This is a genomic window from Peptococcaceae bacterium 1198_IL3148 (assembly GCA_036763105.1).
Classification (GTDB): Bacteria; Bacillota; Desulfotomaculia; order Desulfotomaculales; family Desulfohalotomaculaceae; genus JBAIYS01.
The window spans coordinates 92,991-117,427 of the sequence record JBAIYS010000003.1; the positions used below are offsets into that span (position 1 = coordinate 92,991).

The 24,437-nt window shown below is 38.3% G+C and carries 26 protein-coding genes; 6 read left to right on the forward strand and 20 right to left on the reverse strand.

What is annotated here, in order from left to right; all coding sequences use genetic code 11:
- Positions 1-82 precede the first annotated feature (82 nt).
- A complete protein-coding gene (locus tag V6C27_04290; protein MEG6615646.1) occupies positions 83-397 on the reverse strand; it encodes a helix-turn-helix transcriptional regulator in 315 nt (104 codons plus the stop codon).
- Positions 398-420: 23 nt separating this feature from the next.
- Positions 421-624 (reverse strand): hypothetical protein, encoded by a 204-nt coding sequence (locus V6C27_04295; protein ID MEG6615647.1) that lies wholly within the window; start codon positions 622-624, stop codon positions 421-423.
- Between the two features lie 179 nt (positions 625-803).
- On the opposite strand from V6C27_04295, the gene V6C27_04300 reads away from it, so the two are divergent.
- Positions 804-1,544, forward strand: a complete 741-nt coding sequence (locus V6C27_04300; protein MEG6615648.1) for an SDR family oxidoreductase — start codon at positions 804-806, stop codon at positions 1,542-1,544.
- Between the two features lie 80 nt (positions 1,545-1,624).
- Here the strand turns inward: V6C27_04300 and V6C27_04305 are convergent, their stop codons facing one another.
- On the reverse strand, positions 1,625-1,825 hold the full coding sequence (locus tag V6C27_04305; protein MEG6615649.1) for a hypothetical protein: 201 nt from the start codon (positions 1,823-1,825) through the stop codon (positions 1,625-1,627).
- 268 nt (positions 1,826-2,093) lie between these two features.
- On the opposite strand from V6C27_04305, the gene V6C27_04310 reads away from it, so the two are divergent.
- On the forward strand, positions 2,094-2,669 hold the full coding sequence (locus tag V6C27_04310; protein ID MEG6615650.1) for a VTT domain-containing protein: 576 nt from the start codon (positions 2,094-2,096) through the stop codon (positions 2,667-2,669).
- A gap of 30 nt (positions 2,670-2,699) precedes the next feature.
- Here V6C27_04310 and malQ read toward each other — a convergent pair whose 3' ends face one another.
- The 8 genes from malQ to V6C27_04350 form a co-directional block, all read right to left on the reverse strand.
- On the reverse strand, positions 2,700-4,199 hold the full coding sequence (malQ, locus tag V6C27_04315; GenBank protein MEG6615651.1) for a 4-alpha-glucanotransferase: 1,500 nt from the start codon (positions 4,197-4,199) through the stop codon (positions 2,700-2,702).
- 26 nt (positions 4,200-4,225) lie between these two features.
- Positions 4,226-6,184: a glycoside hydrolase family 13 protein gene (locus V6C27_04320; protein ID MEG6615652.1), complete on the reverse strand. Its 1,959-nt coding sequence runs from the start codon at positions 6,182-6,184 to the stop codon at positions 4,226-4,228.
- Between the two features lie 48 nt (positions 6,185-6,232).
- Positions 6,233-7,684, reverse strand: a complete 1,452-nt coding sequence (gene glgA, locus V6C27_04325) for a glycogen synthase GlgA (protein ID MEG6615653.1) — start codon at positions 7,682-7,684, stop codon at positions 6,233-6,235.
- A gap of 19 nt (positions 7,685-7,703) precedes the next feature.
- Positions 7,704-8,822, reverse strand: coding sequence for a glucose-1-phosphate adenylyltransferase subunit GlgD (glgD, locus tag V6C27_04330; GenBank protein MEG6615654.1), 1,119 nt, complete (start codon positions 8,820-8,822; stop codon positions 7,704-7,706).
- A gap of 2 nt (positions 8,823-8,824) precedes the next feature.
- A complete protein-coding gene (locus V6C27_04335) occupies positions 8,825-10,039 on the reverse strand; it encodes a glucose-1-phosphate adenylyltransferase (GenBank protein MEG6615655.1) in 1,215 nt (404 codons plus the stop codon).
- 5 nt (positions 10,040-10,044) lie between these two features.
- A complete protein-coding gene (gene glgB, locus V6C27_04340) occupies positions 10,045-11,997 on the reverse strand; it encodes a 1,4-alpha-glucan branching protein GlgB (GenBank protein MEG6615656.1) in 1,953 nt (650 codons plus the stop codon).
- A gap of 201 nt (positions 11,998-12,198) precedes the next feature.
- Positions 12,199-12,459, reverse strand: a complete 261-nt coding sequence (locus V6C27_04345; protein ID MEG6615657.1) for an alpha/beta-type small acid-soluble spore protein — start codon at positions 12,457-12,459, stop codon at positions 12,199-12,201.
- A 155-nt stretch (positions 12,460-12,614) separates the two neighbouring features.
- A complete protein-coding gene (locus V6C27_04350) occupies positions 12,615-13,094 on the reverse strand; it encodes a hypothetical protein (protein MEG6615658.1) in 480 nt (159 codons plus the stop codon).
- A 303-nt stretch (positions 13,095-13,397) separates the two neighbouring features.
- Here V6C27_04350 and V6C27_04355 point away from each other — a divergent pair, with 303 nt between their 5' ends.
- A complete protein-coding gene (locus V6C27_04355; protein MEG6615659.1) occupies positions 13,398-13,760 on the forward strand; it encodes a hypothetical protein in 363 nt (120 codons plus the stop codon).
- Between the two features lie 136 nt (positions 13,761-13,896).
- Positions 13,897-14,064, forward strand: coding sequence for a hypothetical protein (locus tag V6C27_04360; protein ID MEG6615660.1), 168 nt, complete (start codon positions 13,897-13,899; stop codon positions 14,062-14,064).
- A 54-nt stretch (positions 14,065-14,118) separates the two neighbouring features.
- On the opposite strand, the gene V6C27_04365 is transcribed toward V6C27_04360, so the two are convergent.
- The gene (locus V6C27_04365; protein MEG6615661.1) at positions 14,119-15,771 is read right to left on the reverse strand and encodes an AMP-binding protein; all 1,653 of its coding nucleotides are present in this window, start codon (positions 15,769-15,771) and stop codon (positions 14,119-14,121) included.
- A 231-nt stretch (positions 15,772-16,002) separates the two neighbouring features.
- On the opposite strand from V6C27_04365, the gene minC reads away from it, so the two are divergent.
- The gene (minC, locus tag V6C27_04370; protein MEG6615662.1) at positions 16,003-16,641 is read left to right on the forward strand and encodes a septum site-determining protein MinC; all 639 of its coding nucleotides are present in this window, start codon (positions 16,003-16,005) and stop codon (positions 16,639-16,641) included.
- Between the two features lie 140 nt (positions 16,642-16,781).
- On the opposite strand, the gene V6C27_04375 is transcribed toward minC, so the two are convergent.
- Both V6C27_04375 and V6C27_04380 read right to left on the reverse strand, forming a co-directional pair.
- Positions 16,782-17,315, reverse strand: coding sequence for an NUDIX hydrolase (locus V6C27_04375; protein MEG6615663.1), 534 nt, complete (start codon positions 17,313-17,315; stop codon positions 16,782-16,784).
- A gap of 147 nt (positions 17,316-17,462) precedes the next feature.
- Positions 17,463-18,848 carry a phage-shock protein gene (locus tag V6C27_04380; GenBank protein ID MEG6615664.1) on the reverse strand — a complete coding sequence of 462 codons (1,386 nt, stop codon included), beginning with the start codon at positions 18,846-18,848 and terminating at the stop codon, positions 17,463-17,465.
- A 320-nt stretch (positions 18,849-19,168) separates the two neighbouring features.
- Here V6C27_04380 and V6C27_04385 point away from each other — a divergent pair, with 320 nt between their 5' ends.
- Positions 19,169-19,822, forward strand: coding sequence for a GNAT family N-acetyltransferase (locus tag V6C27_04385; protein ID MEG6615665.1), 654 nt, complete (start codon positions 19,169-19,171; stop codon positions 19,820-19,822).
- A 79-nt stretch (positions 19,823-19,901) separates the two neighbouring features.
- Here the strand turns inward: V6C27_04385 and guaB are convergent, their stop codons facing one another.
- The 6 genes from guaB to eam all read right to left on the reverse strand — a co-directional run bounded on the left by guaB (position 19,902) and on the right by eam (position 24,358).
- Positions 19,902-21,356: an IMP dehydrogenase gene (gene guaB, locus V6C27_04390; GenBank protein ID MEG6615666.1), complete on the reverse strand. Its 1,455-nt coding sequence runs from the start codon at positions 21,354-21,356 to the stop codon at positions 19,902-19,904.
- Between the two features lie 89 nt (positions 21,357-21,445).
- Complete coding sequence (locus V6C27_04395; GenBank protein MEG6615667.1) at positions 21,446-21,844, reverse strand: FxsA family protein; 399 nt, start codon at positions 21,842-21,844, stop codon at positions 21,446-21,448.
- Between the two features lie 60 nt (positions 21,845-21,904).
- The gene (locus V6C27_04400; GenBank protein ID MEG6615668.1) at positions 21,905-22,129 is read right to left on the reverse strand and encodes a helix-turn-helix domain-containing protein; all 225 of its coding nucleotides are present in this window, start codon (positions 22,127-22,129) and stop codon (positions 21,905-21,907) included.
- A 71-nt stretch (positions 22,130-22,200) separates the two neighbouring features.
- Positions 22,201-22,677, reverse strand: a complete 477-nt coding sequence (locus V6C27_04405) for a hypothetical protein (protein ID MEG6615669.1) — start codon at positions 22,675-22,677, stop codon at positions 22,201-22,203.
- Positions 22,674-22,997 carry a YtrH family sporulation protein gene (locus V6C27_04410; protein ID MEG6615670.1) on the reverse strand — a complete coding sequence of 108 codons (324 nt, stop codon included), beginning with the start codon at positions 22,995-22,997 and terminating at the stop codon, positions 22,674-22,676. The genes V6C27_04405 and V6C27_04410 overlap by 4 nt, the downstream gene beginning before the upstream one ends.
- A gap of 101 nt (positions 22,998-23,098) precedes the next feature.
- On the reverse strand, positions 23,099-24,358 hold the full coding sequence (gene eam, locus V6C27_04415; GenBank protein ID MEG6615671.1) for a glutamate 2,3-aminomutase: 1,260 nt from the start codon (positions 24,356-24,358) through the stop codon (positions 23,099-23,101).
- Positions 24,359-24,437 lie beyond the last annotated feature (79 nt).

Sequence of the window (24,437 nt, forward strand, 5' to 3'; positions counted from 1 at the left end):
GATATTCATCCTTTTCCAGGCAATCTATATTATTATAACTTTAATATATAGAATATGCAAATATCAGCATTATTATAGTGCCTTAATGATTTAACTCATCTTCGGCAAAAAATTTCAAATATCTAACCACCCTCTGTTGACTTTCTGCCGGCAAACTTCTTAACAGAAAGCTTATTTCAAGGGGAATTATTGGTTCATCATTGGTCCGCTCCAATAGATAGTCTATACTAACCCCAAAAACATCAGCCATTTTAACGAGAACTTCTATGCTGGGCGTAACTCTGCCAATTTCGTAAGAGGCCACCGAAGCAACACTAAGTTCTAATTTTTTAGCCAAAGCCTCTTGACTAATCCCCAGACGAGCCCTTAGTTCTTTAATTCTTTTAGGAAGTGACATTTATAAATAATCCTCCATATGTGTTACATTCCTGACCATTTTACTCCTTCCAACAATAAGAAACGAGCAGCTTTGCTCCGGCTTACTCTGCGCCCCCTTTTGGAAGGCGGTACTTTGTTTTTAATATCTTCCTTCAGCTTGATATCAGTCATTTTTTTTGCTATCTGATCAATCATTTCAATTTCATCTGGTTCTAAAAATACTTGAATTATAGTTTTTCTCCCCATACCTTATCACCTACACTGTCTTTATAATATATAATAGCTGTGTTAAAAACAAAACCCGCATCCCATTATTGGTTGCGGGTACGTTTAACACCTACTTCATTATACCTATAATAGTTATAATTGGCAATACTTGTTGAAAATTGTCTATACAAGTAGTAAATTTATATTAGGTGATAAATATGAAACTAAAACAGAAGATAGCATTGGTGACCGGAGCATCGAGGGGCATTGGCCGAGCCATAGCCATAGAGTTAGCTAATCAAGGAGCCCATGTGATTATTAACTACAAAACTGATGGTCAAAGGGCGCTGGCCACCCTCAATCAGATAGAAAAAAACGGTGGTTCTGGTGTATTAATTAAGGGCGACGTATCTGACTATTTGTTTGCTAAAAAACTAATAACTGATATAGTCAACGACTTTGGCACCATAGATATTCTGGTTAACAATGCAGGCATTGCCAAATTTGGGCTGTTTACCGAGCTGACGGAACAAGATTGGGACGAAGTGATAAACACCAATTTAAAAGGTGTGTTTAACTGTTGCCATCATGCAGTGCAAGCGATGTTGCCCCACAAAAATGGCAGTATCATCAATATATCTTCCATTTGGGGAAATGTTGGTGCCTCCTGCGAAGTGTTTTATTCAGCCTCTAAGGGTGGCGTAAATGCCTTTACCAGGGCGCTGGGTAAAGAGCTGGCCCCCTCTGGCATCAGGGTAAATGCCATTGCCCCCGGCGTGATTGATACTGACATGAACAATTGTTTTACTGAGGAAGAAAGGGACGCTTTGGCCCAAGAAATACCAATGATGCGATTTGGCAACGGTCAAGAAATTGCTAAATTAGTGGCCTTTCTGGCCAGCGACGATGCCAGCTATATTACTGCACAGGTTATCACCATTGATGGTGGCTTTGTTTAAAAAATGTAACAACCAGAACTGCCACTGCACTATTTTATGTGCAGCGGCAGTTCTGGTTTATAGCAACCCTTAATTAGTTGCTAATTCCAGTATCCACAGCAGCAAGCAATTGCTAGCATTAGGAACAACCAAACGCCTAAGGTTTTAAAGTCTAGCAGTCCACAGAAGAATAATGCTACGCCGATAATAAATCCTGCCAGTAATAAGCAACAACATCTAGATAGATGATCTGCACCACCGTAATCGCCGCCATAACCAAAATCTTTGTAAGCTGTACCCATTCTTTTCTTCCTCCTTATTTAATCAACTACCTATTGAACGAGATATTGGATCGTTCTTATCATACAATATGACATCATTAACATTTCTGTTACATAGTCAATATAAAATTTAAACCCTAAAACCAATATTTTTGCATACAACAAAAGCCTACTATTTAACTGCTAGGGCTAAAAATTTGACTTGAAATAAATATTATTTAAATTAATACTTGTTAATGGTTTGTGATAATGATACATTCTATATCGATGTTCACTATTAGGAGGATGTATGTTTGCTGGTGATCTGCTTAATATCGCAAACCTGATTTCGGAAAACAGCGTTGCTGCCGCTTTAACTAGCATAGCATTAAATGTTTTTATTAGCGTAATCGGTGTAATACCTTCATTTTTCTTAACCGCTACTAATATAATTGTTTTTGGTATCCACAAGGGTTTTCTAGTGTCGTGGCTTGGTGAGGTCACTGGTGCTGTAATATCTTTGTTGCTTTATAGGTGGGGGATTAAGTCGTTTAATCGGCTAAAACCAGAGCAGGTAAAAATCTTCAGGTTAATTAATCAAATGACAACGGCTAAACAATTATATTTTTTGTCGCTACTCAGAATGGCACCATTTATTCCATCAGGATTGATAAATTTATTTGGTGCTTTAACCACCGTATCGTTAATTGTATTTCTATTGGCCACCGCGTTGGGAAAATTGCCAGCCCTAATGATTGAGGTTGCATTAAGTTATAATTTAGTGACCTTTGATAAAAACTACATTTATTTTTTTATTACTGTTTTCATTACTGCTCTGTTATACTGGGGCCTAAAAAAAGAAATTCAACGGCTAGAAAAAACCTAAACCACCGGAGCTGATCCAGTGGTTAACCCATCAACGGTTATAAAACATTGTCATTTTTTTGATTTTTTCTGTCAATTCACCTGTTAAGTCACCGGATTGAAAACGCCAACTCCAATTGCCTCCAACAGTACCAGGGTAGTTCATTCTAGCCCAGCTATCTAAGCCAAGAAAATCCTGCAACGGAATGATACAGGTATTGGCCGGTGATTGGTAGGCAATCTCTATTATTCGCCAAGCGGCTATTTCCAATGGCAAATCCGGTGGCATATGAAAACAATCAGTCAACCTTTTCAGGGCGCTGGAGTGCTGTGTCCTTTGGGTATTAAGCCAGCCAATGGTGGTGTCATTATCATGGGTGCCTGTGAAGATCACAGTGTTAGTGTTGATGTAGTATGGTGAAAAATATTCTATGTCATCACTCTCCAATGAAAAATGTAAAATTCGCATACCGGGAAATTCAAATTTATTTTTAAGTTCATTTACTTCGGTGGTTATTACTCCTAAGTCTTCGGCAATAATTGGCAAAGGGCCAAATTGTTTTTTGATTTGAGTAAACAATTCTTCGCCCGGAGCCTTTACCCATCTGCCGTGAACAGCCGTTTCTTCACCAAAGGGGATTTCCCAATAGGCTTCGAAACCACGAAAGTGATCTATGCGCACTATATCTGCAATCTTAAAAATAGCTCCGAACCGTTGCTTCCACCAGCGATAATTTTCATCCCTCATTGCTTGCCAATTATAAATGGGATTGCCCCAAAGTTGTCCGGTTTCACTAAAATAATCCGGTGGAACACCGGCAACCACCTTGGGGTTACTGGCTTTATCCAGTTGAAATAGACTTGGCCTAGACCAAGTGTCGCTACTGTCATAGGAAACATAAATTGGAATATCGCCAATAATTCTAATATGGCGCTGGTTTGCATATTCCTTTAATTGTTGCCATTGGTAGAAAAAAATATATTGTAGAAATAGGTGGAAATTAATTCTATCTGCCAAAATTCTTTTATAGCGTGCTAAACTATCTTTTTCTCTACTGGCAATGGATTGCTCCCATTGGTTCCATGGACGGCCGCCAAAAAACTCTTTTAAAGCCATGAAAGTGGCGTAATCTTCCAGCCAATATGTGTTGTCATTAAAAAATTTTTCATAGTCATCGGGCAAAAGATGTCGTTTAAATATTTGATAAGCTTTTTCAAATAATAAGTTTTTATATTGCTCTACCCGATCAAACTCTACCCGCTGGTCATTAAATGATGGTATATCATCAACATCCGCTGTGCTTAAAAGTCCAGTTTCTATTAATTTATCGATACTGATTAACATTGGGTTGCCGGCAAAGGCTGACAATCCTTGATATGGCGAGTGGCCGTAGCCAACAGGGTTTAAAGGAAGTACTTGCCACAACCTTTGCTTACTGGCCGCCAAAAAATCGATAAAGCGATAAGCAGTATCTCCCAAATCGCCGATCCCATATTTGCTAGGGAGTGATGTTGGATGAAGCAATATGCCGCATTGCCTAGTTTCAATCATGGTATCGCCTCGTTTTGTGTCACAATTTAATGATCAATAAACAGCTTTCCCTGTAATGGTTTAATTAACACGTCAAGTTTGCCCGCTTTAATTGGCACCTCTTTATTATTGTCCAACAGATCTATTAAACTTTTCTGACACCAATTTCTGACCTCTAGTGATAAGTGATATTCTCGATTTTTGCTACGGTTGAGTACCACAACGGCAACACCACTTTTTTTACTTTGGCCAAAAATATCTCGGCCATTTTTGATAATCCTTAGATAGGCATAGACATCTTGGTGGGCATACAGCGTCGTCCACTCGCCAGTTTTTAAGAGATCATAACGGTGGCGATAGGATATTAACATTTTATACCAATTCAGCAATTCTAAATTCTCTTGACCCCAAGGATAAGTGGCCCGACAATACGGGTCTCCGTAACCCTGCATACCAACCTCGTCCCCATAATATATCGCAGGCACACCGGGAAAAGTCATTTGAAACAGAACCAGCAATTTTAATCTGGCAATGGCCAATTTTTCCTGCTCGTTGGCTAATATAAAACATTTCCTCTGTTCGGGAGACAACTGGTTTTCAGGCGGTGCCTCCCCCAACAGTGTCAATATTCTAGGGACATCATGGGTACCCACTAAATTCATATTAGAATAAAAATGATGTTTCGGGTAATTTTCGTACAAGCTCATCAAAGCTCGGTGGGTTTGGTGTGCGTCGTGAAGTCCCAAAAGATAGTTTAACAATATGTTTCTCAAGGGATAATTCATCACTGAATCCAATTCATCCCCCAGTAAGTAGTGACGCATTTTGCCATAACTAATTTTACGCGAGGCATCTTCCCACACTTCGCCAATTAAAATTGATTCTGGATCAGTTTGTTGCATCACTTGTTTGATACCTTTGATAAATTGTTCTGGTAACTCATCGGCCACATCCAGGCGCCAACCCTTGGCACCTAACTTCATCCAATATCTAATCACACTGTCTTGATCATAGATAATAAAATTTTGATATGATGGTTCCATTTCATTTACATTGGGTAAGGTGTCAATGCCCCACCAACATTGGTATTCATCGGGGTAATTTTTAAAAATATACCACGGATAATAGGGAGACTTTTGGGATTGATAGGCACCTAAATCAGGATATTGACCTTCTTTGTTAAAATACCTGCTATTACTACCGGTGTGACTAAAAACTCCGTCTAAAATAATGGCTATGCCTAACTGCTTGGCCTGGCAACACAACTCATGGAAAGTGTTGTTGTCCCCATACATTGGGTCTATCTTTTTATAGTCTGCGGTATCGTATTTATGGTTGCTGGGTGCTTCAAAAATAGGATTAAAATAAATGACATTAATCCCCAATTCCTTTAAATAAGGTAGTTTTTTAATTACGCCTAATAAGTTACCGCCAAAAAAATCGTAGCATACTATTTTACCTGTGGTAGGATCATTTCGATAGTATGGTTTATCATGCCAGTTTTTGTACAAATAACAATGGGATTTAGGGTTTAAAAGCTGTCCCTCCTCATTGCCATTGAAAAATCTATCTACAAAAATTTGATAAATGATAGCATCTTTAAACCAATTGGGAGTTGTGGATTGTTCTTTATAAACAGTAACTTGATAGGAGGGAGGTTCTATTTGATAGATTTTTCCTACGCCGCCATAATTTTGCTGATTGTTGCCATAATAGTATGTTTGACCATTGAACTTAATGATAAAAAAGTACCAGAGTAAACCGGGCTGAGAGGGAGCAATAATTTCTACTTGGTAAACTCTTTTTCTGCCAATCACATGGGTTACCAGCATGTTGACCTTCTCTTCCCGGGAATCATTTTTCCACATGCGGAGCAACACTTGATCAGCCGCTCTTATTGATTCTATTTCCAACCGAAGAATAATTCTTTGTCTGCAGGTTACTGCGCCAAACGGTTGACGATAATATATATTATGTGAATCATGATAAATATCAAACTGATTCATCCAGCAGTCTCCTTAATAACATTCTAATCCCTTACATTGTACCCACTGTTATTGCAGACTATCCTGTTCTTTCCTTGTCAACAACATTTCATAAAGCCTTTTATATTTGTCAGCGGATCTTTGCCAACTATAATCACAATTCATGGCATTTTTGATTATCCGCTTCCATATTGCCGGCCTTTGCTGGTACTTTAACGCCCTTTGAATAGTATGTAGCATGTCATGGGCGTTATAATTGGTAAAACTAAAGCCGTTACCTTGCTGGGTAATTTCGTTATAAGCTGTGATAGTATCCTTTAATCCTCCAACCTCCCTTACTATGGGAATACATCCGTAGCGCAAAGCAATCAGCTGACTTAATCCACAGGGCTCAAACAGCGAGGGCATTAAAAGCATATCCGCACCAGCATATATCTTGTGGGCTAAAGTATTGTCAAACAGGATGTTTGCCGATACCTTTTCGGGATATCTGGCCGCCGCTTTGGTGAACATATCGGCATACCTTTTATCCCCTGTGCCCAATATGACTAACTGTAGATCTAAAGATAAAATCTCCTCCATTACATGGGCCACCAAATCCATTCCCTTTTGAGCCACCAAGCGGGAAACAATTGCCACTAGCGGCAGGTCTCGGGTAACAGGCAGATTGAGCTCTGCTTGTAACTTTAATTTATTATCGCTTCTTTTAACTAAAGCATTTTTATGATACTTAGTATAAATCAGATTATCCTTAACGGGATTGTACTCAACATAATCGATGCCATTTACAATGCCATACAAATCTCCCCTGCGTCGGTTTAGCAAACCCTCTAGGTTTTCACCAAAATAGGGAGTTAATATTTCTTTAGCATAGGTATCGCTGACGGTGGTGATGATATCTGAAAAGTTTAAACCACCCTTCATAAAATTAATTTGATTATAAAATTCTATGCCATCAATGGTAAAATATTGTTCATTTAAGTCTAACAATGCTAATGTATCCTTAGGAAAAACCCCTTGGTATCTAAGATTATGAATGGTAAATATTGTCGCCATGTCCCGATAAAAAGCGCTGTCTTTATAGTGACTATCTAAAAAGACACTGATCATACCAGTGTGCCAATCGTGACAATGAATTATATCCGGTTTAAAATCAAGGTGTGGCAATGTTTCTAATACCGCCCGACAAAAAAAACCATAGCGCTCAGCATCATCCGGATAGCCATAAATGTCATTGCGACCAAACAGCTCATCATTGCCAATAAAAAAATAGTTACTGCCTCGGTAGTTGAGTTGCTCTACAACAAAATCTCTTTCCCGGCCTCCCATAGATATTGAGATGCTTTTTATCGCCACCATAGCGGACTTATATTGTTGGGAAATGGACTTATATTTAGGTAATACTATGCATATATCCACTGCGCTGGACTGTAACGCCTTGGGTAGCGAACCAATTACATCACCTAAACCGCCAGTTTTTACAAAGGGAACTGCTTCTGCAGCCACGAATAACGCTTTCAACTCTTTTTCACCCTTCTCATTAAACTACTATCTTTTTTTCAATCAAAAATGGGAAATTTTGGTCACCGCGTATTTGCTTACCACTGGTTATTAACACCTCTTTGTCAGTAATCACATATTCCACCAAAGCATTCCTTTCTATTTCGCTCATTTGCATGATGATACTGTCCTTTACCACAGCGCCTTTATGGACCTTTACCCCTCTAAACAATATACTATTGATCACTGTACCTTCGATAATACAGCCATTGGCAATTATAGAATTGTTAACGTTAGAATTTCTTTTATAGCGGGCAGGGGTTTCATCCTTAACCTTTGTGTAAATAAGCCCTGGTTTAAAAAATAATTCTTGCCATATGTCAGGGTTTAGCAAATCCATACTGTGTCGATAATAATTAACTAAAGAATTTATCTTGGCAGTATAACCATGATGGGGATAACCATAGATGTTAAGCATGCTGATGTTTTTGATAAAACCATCTTTAATTAAGTCATAGTATCCTCTGGAAACACAGGCATCTATTAAGTCCACCAGCAAAGCTTTTTCTAATATATACAGACCTAAAGCCACTCTGTTGCTCTTAATTTTTGTGGGATTAACTTCCATATCCAATATGCGTCCGTTATCTAGGGTGTTAATTATAGTAGAATCTTTTAAATTGTGGCTGGTGAATCCAGATTCACTATATATCGCTGTAATATCAGCTTTGGTCTCTTTGTGATAATTAAAAGCCGCGGTGAGGTCGATGTTACAAATTACGTTACTACCGGATATCAAAACATACTTTTGTCTACTTTTATTAATATAATTTAAGTTATTGTAAAAATATTGCAGCACCCCTTTAAAAACATCCATGGGATATTGGAGATTATCCGGTGGGAAAATGAATAGGCCATCTCGTTTTCTATTTAAATCCCACTCTTTACCTGAACGTAAATGATCGAATAAAGACCGGTGTTTATTATGGGTTAAAATGCCAATATTTCTGATACCTGAATTCACCATGTTTGATAAGGTAAAATCAATGATTCTATATCTGCCACCAAAGGGAATGGTGGCCACTGGACGATGGCGAGTGATTCCTAACAATCTATCTTCATTTTCATTAATGTTGATTATACCCATAACATCTTTCATCGTCATATCTCCTCATCTGCCATGACGTATTTTTTTAAGTTTGCTATACTAACCGTTTCATTACTGGGAATAATGGTGTCGTTAGGAATAATAATATTTTCTCCCACTATGGTAATCCCTTCGTCAGTAGCACTTTTACCAATATAACAGCCATCCCTAATAATGGTATCTTCACATATTATTGCTTTATGAATGTTGACGTTGGATCCGATTTTAACGTTTGGCATAATAATTGAGTCTTTGATGATGGTGCCTTCGCCAACAGAGACACCGGCAAATAATACTGAATGCTGCACAGTGCCCATTATTACGCATCCTTCATTAACCAACGAGCTACTAATGTTGGCAGATTTGGCAACAAAGTGGGGGGGGTGGGCGGGGTTAACCGAAAAAATTCTCCATTTTCTGTCATCAAGATCTAACTTTGGTTCATCTGTTAATAAGTCCATATTGGCTTCCCATAAACTTTGTACCGTGCCCACATCCTTCCAATAACCAGAGAACCGAAAAGCATAAACCCGGTGGCCACAATTAATCATTTTGGGGATGATATTCTTGCCAAAGTCATTACTGGAATGAGGGTCCAGTTCATCCTCTTGTAGATATTCCTTAAGCAATGGCCAGTTAAACATATATATGCCCATGGAAGCTAAATTACTTTGCGGATGTTTTGGCTTTTCTTCAAAATCAATAATTCTACCCTCATCATCGGTATTCAAAATACCAAATCTACCAGCCTCCTGCCAAGGCACTTCTATAACTGCAATGGTCACTTCTGCGGTATTATGTTTATGAAAATTAAGCATTAATGAGTAATCCATTTTGTAAATATGATCTCCGGACAATATCAGCACATACTTTGGGTGATACTGGTCTAGATAATTAATATTCTGGTAAATGGCATTTGCTGTGCCTTTGTACCATTCTCCCCCCTTTTCTTTTAAAAATGGCGGCAGCAAAGTAACTCCGCCATTTTTTCGATCTAAATCCCAAGGGCTTCCTATACCGATATATGAATTTAATGCCAACGGCTGATACTGCGTCAGCACACCCACTGTGTCAATGCCAGAATTATAACAGTTGCTTAAAGGGAAATCGATAATCCTGAATTTGCCACCAAAAGGGAGTGCTGGTTTAGCTAAATTTTTAGTTAACACTCCCAATCTACTACCCTGTCCCCCAGCCAAGAGCATCGCCACACATTCTTTTTTTCTCACCGTCTTCACCTCTTAAAGTCATTTAAGTCTGGCTTTAAATACAGCACAGCTAAAGGTGGTATTTTAACTTCAATGGAGTAGCATCTGTTATGCCACGGCACATCGCAGGCTGTCATTACACAATCATTGCTGTTATTGGATCCTCCATAGACTTCTAAATCGCTGTTAAAAACCTCTATATATGTACCTGGTTCCGGTACCCCAATGCGATATTTTTCTCTCACAACTGGAGTAAAATTACAAATAACAATTAGGTAATCATTAATACCTTTACCTCTACGCACAAATGTAATTATGCTTTGGTTGTAATCATTGGCATCAATCCATTCTAACCCCTTTTCTTCATGATCTAATTCCCACAGGCATCGTTGATTCCGATAGAAGTGATTGAGTGCTTTTACATAATTATGCGTTTTGTTGTGCAGCTCATAATTCAACAATTGCCAATCTAAACATTTGTCAAATTGCCACTCAGCAAATTGGCCAAATTCTGCTCCCATGAATAGCAACTTTTTACCAGGATGAGCCATCATATAACCAAACAGCAACCTTAAATTAGCAAATTTTTGCCAATAATCTCCGGGCATTTTATCTAATAATGATTTTTTACCATGGACAACTTCGTCATGGGACAAAGGCAGAACATAGTTCTCAGCATAGGTGTACATAAATGAAAAAGTAAGTTGATTATGATGCCATTTTCTGTTTACCGGATCCAAATCCATGTATTTTAAAATATCGTTCATCCAGCCCATATTCCATTTAAAATTAAACCCCAAGCCGCCGACATAAGTCGGTTTTGTAACCAGTGGCCATTGGCTGGATTCTTCAGCCATTACCAAAGTGTTGGGAAAGTATTTAAAAATCACTTCATTAAGTCTTTTTAGGAATGCAACTGCCTCTAAATTCTCGTTACCGCCGTACTTATTGGAGACCCACTGCCCAGGCTCCTTAGCATAATCTAAGTACAACATATTGGCCACTGCGTCCAGTCTGACACCATCAATATGATAAATATCTAGCCAAAAAACAACGTTAGAGATTAAAAAGCTCCAAACCTCAGGTTTGGTAAAATCAAAATTAGCGGTACCCCACTGATGGTTTTCACTCTTCAGCAAGTTATCATTTTCATATACGGCCGTACCGTCAAAACACCTTAACCCATGACTATCTTTGCAAAAATGACCCAAAACCAAATCTAAAATGACACCAACACCCCGTTGATGGCATTGATCAATTAAGTACATTAATTGATGGGGTGTTCCATAACGACTGGTGGCTGAATAATAACCGGTGGTTTGGTAACCCCAAGAATCGTCCAAAGGATGCTCACTAACGGGCAACAATTCTATGTGGGTATAACCCATTTCAACCACATAATCCACTAATTGTTTGGCTAATTGACGATAATTTAAAAAGTTATTGTCATCATCACGTTTCCAAGAACCCAAGTGTACTTCATATATTAGTATTGGTTGTTGGTATACATTGGCAGTTTTTTTAAGATGCTGCCAACTCTGGTCCTGCCAGTTATAATCGGCTAAATTGTAAATTACCGAGGCAGTATGGGGCCTTAGTTCACTGAAAAAAGCAAAGGGGTCAGCTTTTATAATAACTTCACCGCCGTCAGTGATTATTTCATATTTGTATAAATTTCCAGTTTTTAATCCTGCAATGGTGGTTGACCAGATGCCTAATTTATTTACTTTTTGCATTTTATGTTTGCCGCCCTGCCAGTTGTTAAAATCCCCCACCACACTAATTTCTCTGGCATTGGGTGCCCAAAGGGCAAACCTAACTCCACTGGTTTTGCAATCATTGATTATATGTGCCCCAAGTAATTGGTAACTGCGGTAGTTAGTCCCTTCATGAAATAGATATAAGCTGTAGTCATCTATTGGAAATACCTTCAATAACATCACCGCTTCCATTTGATATACCCACTTATATAATTCCATAATTGTAATATTTTTCCTTCTGATATTTATTTATATAAATGTTTATTTATGTCATTAAGTTGTATAATTCACAAATTTAAGCGAATAATAATTGCGGGAAATAAAAGAAACCGCCCTTATGAGCGGTTTCCGAATTCCTTCGGGTTCAATAGACACCTGCCTATTGTTAGCTTATGTCTACTGCCCTAGTCGTGTATGGGTTTATGATTGTTGAGGGGTTTCCAACTCTACATTTTGATTTGTTACTTGAGCTACTTGACCACTGGCTAATGCTTGCTCAGCAAAAGCTACCAATCTTTTAGTCATATTACCACCAACATAACCGTTAACACGGCTGGGCAGTTGACCTTTGTCCATTTGTTGATAGTTGCTAATTCCCAGTTCTCCAGCAATTTCATACTTCATTTGATCAAGGGCGCTGGCTGCACCAGCCTTAACAGGTTGATTACTATTACGAGCCATTAAATATCGCCTCCTTTTTAATTTATTGTTTTTGGTTGGCTCTGTCATTATTATGGCTTTCGAGTTAAATATAATGTATGAAAAATTATAGTAAACCTGACAACTGCAAACAAAAAAACCTCTGTTAGTATAAACAGAGGTTTTTTTCCGTATACCTATACTACCCGTTTTATGTTTTGTTTTCGCCATTTTGCTTTGATACGGTACATCATTAAACTCCACCTATTTTTATCCGGCACAATCTCCCGTAAAATTGTGGCAAACATTATGTTTCCAATCCTGCAAGCAGATGCTAAGTCTTGGTTGTTTTCTCTGGCTTTAGTCATAACATACCGATATTCCTTTTGCTCTAAATATGGCAATAGATCTATTGGCTCAAGAAATTCCGAAAAATCATAAAACATATTTTGTAATTCCAGCAACTGTTTTTTTAACTTTAAAATATTTAGAGCACCGTTTTCACCAACAAAAGGTATTTTGCCTTCTTTTGCGGCATTAATTATTTTTTGTGGATCTTGTTCTAATATTTTTGTAATTCCAGCTATTTTTATAATTTTTTCAAATTCTAGATTAACTTGCAGTGCCTGCTGTTGAAAATCATTAGCCCTTAATAGTGTCTCTCTCAAAGTTAACATTTTACTCCTCCCGCCTTGCAATCTCTATATATCGGTTTCAATATTTTTGTCAATATTCCCTTTGGAGATGATGACTTCTTTTGTCGTTAGCCTGATAAAATTTACCCTAAAAAAACATCCATCTCGACAGGATTAATGCTGATCATAAAATATTTTTATGTAGTCCAAATTACCATATATGTAAAATGAATTCTTTTGCTATAAATTATACCTAAGTTGCAATCTGAAAAAGTTTTAGTAACAAAACCAGTATAATTGTCGTATGATGTATTGATGGCATAAATTGGAGGGAGGTTACTCATTTTGCATGGCGTTAATAATAACAAACCACATAATAGGCCACCATTTGCTAGCGCTCCATTAAATCTAAACGATCCAATGCTGCAACAGGTAACTATAATGGCTCTGATGTCAAGGCCTGGTGTTGAAAAGCAACTGGAAGAAGCATTAAATATAATAGAAGGAATTTCCAACACAATTCGCATCATGCGTCGTGGAATGGAATCATTTCATACTAGTATAATTGAAGCCCAGCGACAAATGAAAAGCTTACCCCGGGCCCAAGGGGTAGGTTTAACCACAAAAGAAAATGTGCAACAACCACAATATATGGAGTACAATGCATTACCTTTAGACGGCGATAATGATTTATCCAATAGCAAATAATTTAAATTATCTAATATAATATGCTTTTAATAAAAGGTCCGTTTAGTTAAAACTGGCCTTATTTTCTTTGAAAAATATATTAGAAAACTTAACGAATAAAAAGGTTACAGCATATGATGCCACAGGAGGTGTTTTTATGGATAAAAAACACGCGTTAGATCAACCCGTGTTAGATAAAATTGAACTTTTTATTCCGCCCAGGGTAACATTACAAATTGCCACCATAGCAACAGAGCGAGGGCAAACCATTAACGATGTGATACTCAACGCCATTGGTGAGTTTATAGAAAACTCAAAACAATAATCACGATAGATAAAACCCGAGTTACCTCGGGTTTTATCTAGTTTAGAATACAGGTTATCGCAAAGGCGGAAAATCCTTTTTCATTCTCTCCATCTGTCTCAATTGTACCCGCCGGATTTTACCACTGACTGTTTTTGGTAGTTCATCTATAAACTCGATTTCGCGCGGATACTTGTAAGGGGCAGTTGTGTTTTTCACATGTGTCTGTAACTCTTTAATTAACTCAATAGAGGGTTCATAGCCTGGTGCCAAGACAACAAAGGCTTTAACAATTTCACCCCTCAGTTCATCAGGGCTGGCCACAACTGCTGATTCAGCCACCGCTGGGTGTTCTATTAATGCACTTTCCACTTCAAAGGGGCCAATGCGGTAACCAGAAGCCAGGATTACATCATCAGCACGGCCAACAAACCAGAAATAGCCATCCTCATCCTTTACTCCCCGATCGCCAGTGACATACCAGCGTCCCCTTTTACTGGCTAACGTTTTCATGGGGTCTTTCCAATATTCTTTAAAAATACCCGCAGGTCTGTGGGGCTCAATTTCTATCGCTATATCTCCCTCTTTACCTGCAGACAATTCTGTACCGGTCTCGTCGATTATTGCAATATTAAAACCCGGTGCGGGTTTACCCATCGACCCCAGCTTACCCTCTAAGCATGGGAAATTGCCAAGCACCAACACCGTTTCGGTTTGTCCATATCCATCCCTAATTGTTAGGCCGGTATATTTCTTCCACACCTCAACAATCTCGGCATTCAATGGTTCCCCTGCTCCAACACAGTGTCTTAAGGTAGTAAATTTATACTGGGACAAATCTTCCAGCACCAGCATGCGATAAATTGTCGGAGCCGCACAAAGGGTGGTTATTGGATATTTCTCCAACAATTCAAGCATTCTTTTGGGCTTAAATTTACCAATTTCATGATGTATAAACAAACAACTTCCTTGGTGCCAAGGCCCAAACAGACTGCTCCATCCTGCTTTAGCCCAACCAGTATCAGAGAGGTTCCAGTGTAAGTCATCCTCCCGCAGATCCAGCCAATATTTGCCAGTATTTTTATGAGCAAAGGGATAACTAATATGAGTATGTAGTGTCATTTTAGGATGGCCAGTGGTGCCTGAAGTGAAAAATAACAGTGCACCGTCGTCCCCCTTAGTGTTGGCGGTTTTGAAATTGATATCAGCACCAGCCACAGCTGACTTATAATTGATCCAACCATCCCTTTCGCCAACAACTAACTTTGCTTTAAGGGTTGGACAATTCATTTCAATTTCGTCAACTTTACTGGCATTAGTATCGTCAGTAATAATTGCCACTGCTTCTGATGTTTTGATGCGATATTCAATATCCTTTGCAGTTAATTGAACAGTTCCCGGGCTAATGATGGCACCCAGTCGCAAACAGGCAATCATTGCTTGCCACCATTCAATTAAGCGCGGCAAAATTAGAATTACTCGATCTCCTTTTTTTACCCCGTTTTGTTTTAACACGTTGGCAAGTTTACAGGACTGCTCTTTAATTTCTTTAAAGGTAAACTTTATTTCTGCACCATAGTCGTCTAACCAAATTAAAGCTAGTTTTTCCGGATCCTCAGCCCATTTATCAACGACATCGCTAGCAAAATTAAAGTATTCGGGAATGTTCCACTGAAAGTTCTGGTACTCCTCCTCATAATTCGTCATGTTGTGTTGACCTTTAGTCATATATACCCTCCATTCTATACCAGTTGTCATATTTTTGACAATTAACCATCTAATTCATTGATTGATAATTCTTAATACTTCGCTGACAATTAAGAATCTCCTTCTCAATTTAGATTATATTTATCGCTGCATTAGAAAATTGCTGTTATCTTAAAGATTTTCACATCCCAGGAAGGAAATAGTCATCCCAAGTCGAAAATTTATCTATAGATCACGAAAGTAGGGGTATGTATGGAAGAACCGGTAAATATTAAAGGAACCCGTAAAGGATTAATCATTAAATTTGATTCCAATGCTAATTTTGAGGATATAAAAGATTACTTACAGAAAAAAATGGAATCTGCCAAAGGCTTTTTTAAAGGAGCTAAGTTTACTCTACACCACGAACAAAATTTTTTACAAGAACAAATATCGGAATTAGAAATGATCTGTACAAATTATGGGCTAATTCCCACCGAAGAACCTATTGAAATGCCCACGATGCCCAATCCCAGCGAAGCTAATGTTGACAATCAAAAAAAGAAATCACCACCGGATGAACAACAAACTTTATTGGTTAAACGCACTCTCCGCTCGGGACAAAGCATTAGGTATCATGGTCACGTGGTGGTATTGGGTGATGTTAATGCCGGCGCTGAGATAACTGCCGGCGGTAGCATTATCGTTTTGGGACGTTGTAGCGGAGTAGTACATGCTGGTGCCACCGGTAATGGCAAAGCAAAGGTAATTGCCAATCGCCTATGTCCAACGCAACTGCGCATAGATACTGCCATTGTGAGGTCACCGGAAGAGGAACCCCAGTATCCTGAAATAGCAAAAATAAGTGGCGGCATGATTTTAGTGGAAAAATACCTCTCCTCTCACCGTTAGAGCTGGCAACATTACGCAGGAAAACTCAGCCCAATAAAATGGCATCACCAGAAATGTAAAAAAAATTAAACCCCCTTATTAAAGTATATGGCAACGGCCATAACTTAAATAAGGGGTTTTTGCTGTTTAATATCAATGTATCACTTTTTAAATTGTTTCAGGGCCAAGATGCCGGCAATTGTTTTGGCATCTTTTATTTTACCGTTATATATCATCTCTATCCCTTGGTCTAGGGTTATTTTCTCTACTTGTAAAAACTCATCCTCATCCAAATGCTGCCCTTGATAGGTTAAATTTTCAGCTAAATATATATGCAAAATTTCATTGCTAAATCCGGGACTGCTATACATGCTAAATAACAGCCTACAGTTTTCGGCCACCATACCGGTTTCTTCCAGTAGTTCTCTTTCCACACAGCGCTTAGGATCTTCCCCGGCATCTAATTTACCAGCCGGTATTTCTAACAATATTTCTTGAACAGGATAACGATATTGTCTTACCATTATTAGGTCACCATCGTCGGTTATTGGCACAACCGCCACTGCGCCCACATGTTCAACCACTTCTCTAGAACCAATTTTTCCATTGGGCAATTCAACTGAATCAACTCTCAAGTTAACTACTTTTCCTTTATGAATCATTTGAGAGGTTATAGTTTTTTCCGTTAGATTCATTATTATCCACCCCATTTATTTAGATTTAATAACTTAAGTAACAAAAATTCCACAATGTTATTAAGTTATTGTATAAAACATAATCACAGTTGTCAAAAAGAACCAATAATATAATAAATGAAATATAAATAAACCGCCAATGGCGGTTTATTCGGGCTTAAATAAGCTACAAATTTTTATTACTAATCTAACGGGTAATGGGCGCAATTTACTTTCCAGTCGCATTTTACTTTCTTTACTTTTTTCCAGTTCCTGCTCCAATAAGCGTACCGCCTTTTGCAACTCTTCAGCACGTTCCAGTGTTTCTTTTAAATCATTAGACATATGATTAATGTCTTGATAAAGTTTTCTTTCTTCATATTGGCTATTTTCTTTGGTTCGTTCTAATTGTTGTTTTAGTTCAACTATTTCAGTTTGTAATTCAGCAATACGATTGGTGTAATATTCCTTTAGTTCGGCCATTTTTGCCTTGTTTTCACGATCTCGCTCTTTATATTGGTGTAGTTTAGAAAACATCGTTTCCAGGCTAGTTTGATTCTTTTCGTTATATTTTTTAAGGGCAGCAACTTCCATCTCTTTATCCTTAGCCCTTCGCACCCATAATCGACATTGGTATAAAATACTGTTTGCTTTAGATTCCAATTTAGCCAGTTGCTCGCGGTATCTTAGAATCTCCTTTTTACGCATAGATAATAACAGGTCTTTCTCTGACAATTGGGTAGAAAGGTTGTGGTATTGATCTATAACATTGGCTCTTTCTGCCAATGCTGCCGCTGCTTCCTTTTGGGCAGATGAAATTTCATCAATGTGCTTTTTTAGATTATTGATTTTGATGTTTAATTTCTCACGATCATATTGCCACTTTTGTTTTTGTGCTTTTAACAGGTTAAGGTAACGTCTGACCATTCTATCGTGGGCCAAATGTATTTTTTCATTATATGTATATAATTCTTTATTTATCTGTTCAAAATAGGGAAATTTTAATAACAATTGCTGTATTACTTGTGGTGTTGTATTCCGCCATTCGTTAACTGTTTCATGCAATTGGGCCAATGATGCACCATTAGCATGAATTTTAAAAGCTTTAATTACCAAATGTTTTATCGAATATTGTTCCGGTTCAAAATACCATTCCGTCAAGCCCCAATTGCCATTTTCCAATTGAACAAAACGTGCATCGGTTACCAATGCAGCTTCCTCCGCTAATTTTTTTGTAACCTTTGCTTTCTTAGTTTTACTGTTCTTTATGACATCACGTAAACTTATCGGTTCCTTTTTTTTCAACAAAGTTTTATAAAAACTATCATTTTCTTCTGACCCTTCTATACAAAGCCGCCACAAATTATTATTATCTACAGTAAAACATGGGTTTTGCTTTAGACATAGATTCACCTTCTCTTCCACTTGAAGCAGACTGTAGTCCTGTAACATTTTATGGTGGACGTATGTGGCAGCGTCAATGGCAGTGATACCATCAAAAAAGAATAATGTTTTTTTCAATTCATCGGTTAGAGAGCTGAGCTTACCGTTCACCTTACTATCATCCCTTTCCCAACGCTAGATGGTTTATTTTTCCAAAAACAATCTTTATATATATTCATTTAAATACCACTATATCCCTGCACATAACCAAATAAATCATCCATTTTTTTCCATCATTCTTTTACATTTATTTTATTACTATCAACGCCATGAGTTATACTTTTAAAATTATAATTATAATTATGGTGTTGAAATCACCATAGCTATTAGAATATAATGAAAGGAAAGTATCTAATTATAAGATTGCGAAAAAGCATAAAAAGTTTATATATTAGTGAATAAATTCACATTAAAGGTGATGGGGATTGAGCATGATTTTTTATGATCCTAAGGAATCTGTAAACGAAAAGGATATTAAGGTGGCCAATGGATTAATCTTTACTCCCAGAGGAGTAATTCATTTAGAAGGTCCGGTTACTAAAAACTATGTGCAACGGCTATCGATGCACCGGGAGCTGAATAATTTTCGGCCAGCGAATCGGCAACAAGAAGCATTGGCTACTATTACAGAGTTGCCAAATGGCAGGGTTTTTCTGGCGCGCTATGACCAAGAAATTATTGGCTACGTTACTTTTCATCACCCAGATGAGTACAGCCGGTGGCATAAACATCCTTGGGTGTTAGAGCTGGGAGCCATTGAGGTCAGTCGCAGTTGGCGCAAGTATAAAGTGGCTCAACATTTATTGCAACAGGCCTTTAATGACGCCTTTATAGAAGATTTTATTATAATCACCATTGAGTATTGTTGGCATTGGGATTTGCGCAGCAGTGGCTTAACAATGTGGGATTATCAACGAATGTTAACTAAACTTTTTTCAAGTGTTGGATTAAAAAAACGCGCCACCGATGATCCAGACATACTAGAACATCCTGCCAACGTTCTTATGGTACGACCTGGCAAAAATGTTCCCAAAGAGGCAATCCAGCGGTTTGAGGAGTTGACTTTCCGCAGTAAGTTTTTTTAATAATGAATGCTAATAAAAAACCCGAGCGGTGCTCGGGTTTTTTATTATACTCTAACACTATTTGGTTTTTAATCCTTTATTAAAAACTATAGTTTGGCGATTCTTTTGTTATGTTCACACTATGGGGGTGACTCTCTTTTAAACCAGCGTTTGTTATGCGAATAAATTTAGTTTTGGATTGCATTTCATCAATATTACGACAACCACAATAACCCATTCCAGCCCTTAATCCGCCCATTAGCTGGAACACCGTATCGGATAACGAGCCTTTATAGGGCACCCGGCCCTCTACTCCTTCTGGAACCAGTTTCTTTGCGTCCTCTTGGAAGTATCTATCTTTACTACCTTTTTTCATTGCTGCCAATGAACCCATGCCGCGGTAAACTTTATAACTGCGGCCTTGAAATATTTCTATTTCTCCAGGGCTTTCTTCAGTACCGGCTAAAATACTGCCCAGCATTACCACACTGCCGCCAGCAGCTATTGCTTTACAAATATCTCCGGAGTACTTAATACCACCATCTGCTATCACCGGAATGTTATGCTTTTTAGCCTCTTGGGCACACTCATATACTGCTGTGATTTGTGGTACCCCTACACCTGCTATCACCCGGGTTGTACATATTGAGCCGGGACCAATGCCCACCTTAACTCCATCCACGCCAGCTTGTATCAGATCTTTAGTTGCTTCGGGAGTGGCAACGTTGCCTGCAATAACCTGAACTTCAGGATAATTGGTCTTAATTAATTTCACTGTTTCCAGTACAGTCTTGGAATGCCCATGGGCAGTATCAACTATCAGCACATCAACCTTTGCCTTCACTAATGCTGCCACCCGGTCGGGTGTATCTGCAGCAACGCCAACGGCCGCCGCCACCAATAATCTGCCCCGGTCATCCTTTGCAGATTTTGGAAACTGCTTAGCCTTTTCAATATCTTTGATGGTAATTAAGCCCTTTAACATATAATTTTCATCAACAATTGGCAGTTTTTCCACTTTATGTTGTCTTAAAATTTCTTTTGCCTCTAACAGTGTGGTGCCCACTGGTGCAGTGACAAGATTATCCTTAGTCATATATTTTCTAATTGGTTCACTATAGTCCTTAATAAATCTTAAATCACGGTTAGTTATAATTCCCACCAGTTTACCATTCTCTGTAATGGGTACACCGGAAATGCGATAACGAGACATTAGTGATTCCGCTTCGTTAATAATATCGTCCGGTGACAGGAAAATAGGATCCCAAATTACCCCATGTTCTGACCTTTTTACTCGATCAACTTCTATTGCCTGATCCTCAATGGTCATATTCTTATGAATTACGCCTATTCCACCTTCACGGGCCATCGCAATAGCCATTCTTGACTCTGTGACAGTGTCCATGGCGGCACTAATTAGTGGAATGTTTAGCTTAATTTTTGAGGTTAAGTAGGTGGATGTTTCCACTTCCTTTGGCAGTACTTCCGATGCTCCTGGTACCAATAGCACATCATCAAATGTAAGTCCAACTTTAGCAAATTTTTCGGGATACAATTTCCCCGCTCCCTTCTGCAAATAAAATTATATATTTTGGTATTATAGCACACATAATGTTGTGATTAAAGTTAAATTTCGCTAATATTTTATTTCCAGCGGTGTATATACCAGCGGGAATTATTAAAAAACTTATTTATAAGCCATGGAAAAAGCAAGTTTCCAATTCTGTTTCTGGTGGGCGGAAATACGCAAATTAAACCCATCAAATCGCTGATTAGGCCGGGAATTATTAAAAAAATCCCCCCCACTAATATTAGAAATCCTTCCATTAAGCCCTGGCCGGGAGGTACGCCTCTGGATAAATCACTTTTGATTTTATTAATCACCGTGAGGCCTTGGGATCTGAGCAGAATAAATCCCAATAGACCCATTGCGATGAGTAAAGTTAGCGTAGGCCAAAGACCTATCCAATGACCTACTTTAATTATCACCATTAATTCTATAAAGGGGATAAATAAAAACAACAACAGTAAGCGGCCAATCACCAGGTTCCCTCCTAAATATCACCAACTGTGAAACATAAGAGGGCCTGTTAGGCCCCCTTGTTAATCTTGACCCATTGTAGAACCAATGCCATGGGTGATAAAATGGTCTCTCAAATAGGACACAGTTTTTTCAGTTACACCAAATTCTTTAGCCATTTCAGCATCTGTTTTGTCATTTTTTAGTCCATCGATGAATTTGTCAAAGTTAATGCCAACCTCTTCAGTTTTAGTTACTAAACTTGGTTCTGTCGTCCAGGGTACCCGCGAACGAATAAATTCTTCCACAACCATCACTCCCATGTTTAAGTTATATCTAGTATTTTGCCCAAAGCAGCTACAGTTATGACTAGAATAACTTAATGGGTTTTGACTAAACTGGCGGTGGCGTGGATATGTAATTCGTCGGTTACAATGACAACGTTGGTGTTTAATATATACCTTCTACCTTCACTGACAAATTCCCTGCCATTTATCATTTTGGGAATTAAATTATAGTTGACGTGATTAATCTTTTGACCTTTAAGATCCATTAACAAATTGTCTATTTTACTCTCTCCATCTAAAATCACCGAGGTTCTTTCAAAGGTTGGCAAATTATTATCTTCGAATAATTCCACTGTGACTTTGATGTCCTTAATTATTTTATTATTTTGCTGTTTTTCCGCTTTCAATTCTTCCAAATCCATAAGCTGATTTCTTACCTGTTGTTCCAATGCTTTGTTTTTTGCGGAAAGTCGTTCAAATTCTTTACTGACATAGGCATTCATTCCAGCTAATCCTAATATTATACCAATCAAAAGGGCTGCCGTAACTCTCTTTAACTCTTTACTCAATGTTTGCCACCAGCCAAATAGAGTATTAGAAAATAACCGATCTGCGCCCCGGCAAAACCACTTAATACGTACAGCAATTGCTTGATCACCGCTCTAAACTCGCCATCAAAGATTCCTGATTCCAACACCTCAATGGCAGTAAAGGTGCCGCCAATGGCAGCCACTATCGCCCAGATCTTTATTTCATCAGCCAATCTTACCATTGTGGTTGCCGGTGGTTGCTTTACAAATATTGCGGCAGCAGAACCAATTAAAGATGCCCCTAAAACCACTCCTAAGGCAGTAAAAAAAATGATGACCATCTTTTGTTCAAAGGTCACCGTTACCCCTCCCAATAACTATTTCTACATGTTATTAATAATCGGGAGGTTTTATGATTTAATAAAGCAGGGAGTTAATTATCCCTGCTTATATAATATCACTAATGTTTAGTTTGATAATGAATTACTCTTTTTTCCCAAGTGCGCAGTACCACCTCATTTTCTGCTTTGTTTAACAGATACTGAGGTAATATCGGAGTTTTTCCATAACCCTTTGGTGCATTTATTATATAGGTAGGTACAGCAAGCCCTGAAGTGTAACCTCGCAGTTTATCCATTATTTCCATTCCTTCATCTACTGAAGTTATAAAGTGACCGGTGCCAGTTACAGCCTTGGCATGGAAGATATAATAAGGCTTAACGCGAATCTTCAGTAACTGCTGATTTAACTTTTTCATTACATGTGGATTGTTATTGATACCCTTCAACAATACAGCCTGGTTGCCTAAGACCACACCTGCTTTAATTAACCTGTCGCAGGCTGTCTTTGCCTCAGGAGTAATTTCTCTGGGATGATTATACTGGGAATTGATATATACGGGTGGGTGTTTTTCTAATATTGCACACAACTGGGGCGTAATACGTTGTGGCAATGTCACCAATGTCCTGGTTCCTAGGCGCTTAATTTCTACATGGTCAATTTTATCTAACTCCCCTAGCAGCCAATCTAACATATTGTCAGATAACAAAAGAGCATCTCCACCTGTTATTAACACATCTCTAATTTCTTTGTTAGCTCTAATGTAATCCAACGCCTCTTCCAGCATATGCTTACTTTTATTTCGGTCTATTTCGCCAATATTTCGTCTGCGTTGGCAATGACGACAGTACATTGCGCATTGGTTTGTAACATTAATAATCAACCGATCTGGGTAGCGCCTGGTTATACAAGGGGCCGGGGATGTAAATTCCTCACCCATGGGATCGTCGGTACCGAAATCATTTTGTAATTCCAATCGGCTGGGTACCGATTGCATCCAAAGCGGGTCTGCCAAGTTATATTGCAATAAACTCAAATAATATGGAGATATTGCCCAGCGATATTTAGCCCCCACCTGCTCAATATTGTCCCTATCTTGTTTGTTGATATTAAATATTTTTGCCAGGGTTTCTACATCTCGTATTCGATTGGCCATTTGCCATTTCCAATCGTTCCATTGTTCTTCGCTGGCGCCAAGTACCTCTAGGATCAGTTGTTTTCGCTGTTGAATTTGATCTTGTAAATCAAAGCCTGTTTTAATAGTGTCTTTCTCTTTTAAATAGTCGAGAATTTTTAATCTCAATTCCTCTGCACGGTTTAATGCTATTCCACGCTTTTCTTTGTCGGTTAAAATGCCCTTTGGCATCGGATGTAACGCCATAAACTTCCCCCTTTTATTTTTTTATAAAGGCAAAAATAAAACCTCATCCGCAAGCGCCGATGAGGTTTATGCACCTCTA

Excerpts from the sequence above, each read along its gene's own strand:
- V6C27_04300 (MEG6615648.1), top strand. The coding sequence starts at position 804 with ATGAAACTAAAACAGAAGATAGCATTGGTGACCGGAGCATCGAGGGGC.
- eam (MEG6615671.1), bottom strand. The coding sequence starts at position 24,358 with ATGGCGTTACATCCGATGCCAAAGGGCATTTTAACCGACAAAGAAAAG.
- malQ (MEG6615651.1), bottom strand. The coding sequence starts at position 4,199 with ATGATTGAAACTAGGCAATGCGGCATATTGCTTCATCCAACATCACTC.
- minC (MEG6615662.1), top strand. The coding sequence starts at position 16,003 with ATGGAAGAACCGGTAAATATTAAAGGAACCCGTAAAGGATTAATCATT.
- V6C27_04360 (MEG6615660.1), top strand. The coding sequence starts at position 13,897 with ATGGATAAAAAACACGCGTTAGATCAACCCGTGTTAGATAAAATTGAA.
- V6C27_04290 (MEG6615646.1), bottom strand. The coding sequence starts at position 397 with ATGTCACTTCCTAAAAGAATTAAAGAACTAAGGGCTCGTCTGGGGATT.
- V6C27_04310 (MEG6615650.1), top strand. The coding sequence starts at position 2,094 with ATGTTTGCTGGTGATCTGCTTAATATCGCAAACCTGATTTCGGAAAAC.
- V6C27_04320 (MEG6615652.1), bottom strand. The coding sequence starts at position 6,184 with ATGAATCAGTTTGATATTTATCATGATTCACATAATATATATTATCGT.
- V6C27_04305 (MEG6615649.1), bottom strand. The coding sequence starts at position 1,825 with ATGGGTACAGCTTACAAAGATTTTGGTTATGGCGGCGATTACGGTGGT.
- glgB (MEG6615656.1), bottom strand. The coding sequence starts at position 11,997 with ATGGAATTATATAAGTGGGTATATCAAATGGAAGCGGTGATGTTATTG.
- V6C27_04345 (MEG6615657.1), bottom strand. The coding sequence starts at position 12,459 with ATGGCTCGTAATAGTAATCAACCTGTTAAGGCTGGTGCAGCCAGCGCC.
- glgD (MEG6615654.1), bottom strand. The coding sequence starts at position 8,822 with ATGAAAGATGTTATGGGTATAATCAACATTAATGAAAATGAAGATAGA.
- V6C27_04350 (MEG6615658.1), bottom strand. The coding sequence starts at position 13,094 with ATGTTAACTTTGAGAGAGACACTATTAAGGGCTAATGATTTTCAACAG.
- V6C27_04385 (MEG6615665.1), top strand. The coding sequence starts at position 19,169 with ATGATTTTTTATGATCCTAAGGAATCTGTAAACGAAAAGGATATTAAG.
- V6C27_04295 (MEG6615647.1), bottom strand. The coding sequence starts at position 624 with ATGGGGAGAAAAACTATAATTCAAGTATTTTTAGAACCAGATGAAATT.
- V6C27_04375 (MEG6615663.1), bottom strand. The coding sequence starts at position 17,315 with ATGAATCTAACGGAAAAAACTATAACCTCTCAAATGATTCATAAAGGA.
- V6C27_04365 (MEG6615661.1), bottom strand. The coding sequence starts at position 15,771 with ATGACTAAAGGTCAACACAACATGACGAATTATGAGGAGGAGTACCAG.